The 2,348-nt window shown below is 73.4% G+C and carries 3 protein-coding genes; 2 read left to right on the top strand and 1 reads right to left on the bottom strand.

Annotation, left to right across the window (positions count from 1 at the left end; genetic code table 11):
• Positions 1 to 408, bottom strand: a 408-nt coding sequence (locus FOE67_RS22975; RefSeq protein WP_438874288.1) for a sigma factor, incomplete at its 3' end; no start/stop codon positions are given.
• A gap of 390 nt (positions 409 to 798) precedes the next feature.
• Here FOE67_RS22975 and FOE67_RS22970 point away from each other — a divergent pair.
• Positions 799 to 1,167 (top strand): DUF8129 domain-containing protein, encoded by a 369-nt coding sequence (locus tag FOE67_RS22970; protein ID WP_182666752.1) that lies wholly within the window; start codon positions 799 to 801, stop codon positions 1,165 to 1,167.
• On the top strand, positions 1,164 to 2,348 hold a 1,185-nt coding region (locus tag FOE67_RS22965; RefSeq protein ID WP_182666751.1), incomplete at its 3' end, for a carboxylate-amine ligase. The genes FOE67_RS22970 and FOE67_RS22965, both read left to right, overlap by 4 nt.

Raw genomic sequence — 2,348 nt, 5'->3', positions numbered from 1 at the left:
CTCCTCCTCCCCGCCACCCGCCGATCCGGCGTCCAGTGAGAGCGTGCTGAAGCTGCGCATCGCCTCCATGCCCAGTCGGACCTCCTGTTCCGACAGGCCGGTGTACTCCACGATGCGGCCGATCGGCGGGCCGTACTCGTCCAGCCCGCAGTCCAGTTGGCGACTGGCCGCCCGCACCCGGTTGCGCAGTTCCTGGGTGTGGCGCGGGACGTGCACCCGCCACATGCAGTCCCGGAAGTGTCGCTTGACCTCACCGACGATCGTCGGGACGGCGAAGCTCTCGAAGGCGTTGCCCCGGGAGGGGTCGTAGCGCTCCACCGCCTTCACCAGGCCCAGTGCCGCCACCTGGCGCAGATCCTCCAGGTCCTCGCCGCGGCTGCGGTAGGTCAGCGCGATCCGATCGGCCATGGGCTTCCACGCGCAGACCACCCGACGGCACAACCGCTGCCGTTCCGGGCACGGCGGCAGCACGGCGATCCGCTCGAACTCCTCGCGGGTATCCGGCGCGTCGTGGTGCGCATGACGGCGGCCACGACGATTTCCGGACCCTCCCGGTATTTTCCCGGGGATTTCTCCGGGCATTATCGCCCCTCTTCGCCGACTCGACATCGAAACGGATGACGTGCGGACACCGGAGGAAGCACCGCGGGCCCCCGCACGCTTTTCGAGTGCGGTGCGTCACGGACCCCGAGCCACTCACGCCCGGCTCCATCGTGACCCCGATCACCCCCTTCCGCATCCGGAGACCTTTTCCGGTCGAAGAGGTTTCCCGACCGCCACAGCGGTCACCCGAGGAACATGAACCAGTCATCGAAGGGCCCGGGTGCCGCCGCCGGGCTCCCCATCCCGGAGTACGACCAGCTGACCCCGGGCGAGCTGGAGCACCGGATCCGCGCCCTGGAGCCGGAGGAGGTCGACCGACTCCTCGCGCACGAGCGGGAGCACGCCGATCGTCCGCAGGTGGTCAACCTGCTGACCGAGCGCCTGGGGCAGATGGAGGAGGGTTCCCCGCCCACGCCCGGCGGTGACCCGCGACCGGGGCACGCCGACAGCGGGCGCGGCGGATCCCCCGTTCACCCGCAGACCTCGCCCCAGCCCTTCCACTCGCCCCCTCACGGCACCCCGCAACAGCCGGCCAGGCCCAAGGCGGACGAGCGACGTCCGTGACCACCGACGCATCCCGACCGACGATCCCCTCCACCCCCGGTGAGCCGCTCACCGTCGGGGTGGAGGAGGAGTTCCTGTTGGTCGACCCCGGCAGCGCCCGCACCGCTCCGGTGTCCGAACGGGTCCTGGCACGTGTCGGGACCGACCCGTCACCGGACGGTGGCGGGTACCGGTTCGAACTCCACGCCACCCAGGTGGAGGCGTCCACCGGGGTGTGCACGGCCCTGACCGGCGAGCGGGGCGTCGCCGGTCAGCTGGCCGATCTGCGGGCCCGCCTGGCGGCGGCCGCCCGGGAGGAGGACGTCCTCCCGGTGGCCTCCGGCACGCCCGTCCTCGGTTGCGGGACACCGCACTTCACCCCCGGCGACCGCTACGGGCGCATCGCGGCCCACTACGCGGGGACCATGGAGCACTACGAGATGTGCGGTTGCCACGTGCACGTGGGGGTCCCCGACCCGGAGACGGCCGTGGCCGTGGTCAACCGGCTGCGTCCCTGGTTGCCGGTGCTCCTGGCCCTGTCCGTCAACTCCCCCCTGCACCGCGGGCGGGACCGCGGGTTCGCGAGCTGGCGGATCGCCGAGGAGATGCGTTTCCCCGGTGCCGGCGTACCGCCCTGGTTCGACTCCGCGACCCACCACCGCGCCGTCCTGGACCGCATGGTGGAGACCGGGGCTCTCGCCGATCACGGCATGACCTTCTGGCTGGCGCGCCCCTCCCCGCGCCATCCGACCGTGGAGGTACGGGTCGCCGACACCGCGCCCACGGTCGGCGAGGCCGTCCTGCAGGCCGGTCTGGTGCGCGCCCTGGTGCGCACCGCCCTCATCGACGCCGAACGGGGCGCCGCGCCCCCGCGTCCCGACGACCAGGAGACGGCCGCGGCCCTGTGGAACGCCGCCCGTCACGGCCTGGACGGCCCCCTGGTCCATCCCCGCACCGGACGGCTCGTCCCGGCCCGCGAGGCGGTGGCGGCTCTCCTGGAGGCGGTGACGCCCGCGCTGGAGGAGAGCGGTGACCTGCCCCTGGTGCGCCGGCTGCTCGACGGCCTGCGGGCCAACGGCACCGGTGCCGACCGCCAGCGTGCCGCCTGGCGGGAGGGCGGCCCCGCGGCGGTGATCGCGGCCTCGGCGATTCCCACCACCGGGGAGCCGGATGTGGTGTCCGGCCCCGGCGCCCCCCACGCC

This window comes from Streptomyces calidiresistens, from assembly GCF_014141525.1.
GTDB lineage: Bacteria > Actinomycetota > Actinomycetes > Streptomycetales > Streptomycetaceae > Streptomyces > Streptomyces calidiresistens.
This window is presented reverse-complemented; position numbering and strand designations above follow the sequence as displayed.

What these genes read in the sequence shown, in the direction of transcription:
- FOE67_RS22970 (WP_182666752.1), top strand. Translation starts at nt 799, where the DNA reads ATGAACCAGTCATCGAAGGGCCCGGGTGCCGCCGCCGGGCTCCCCATC.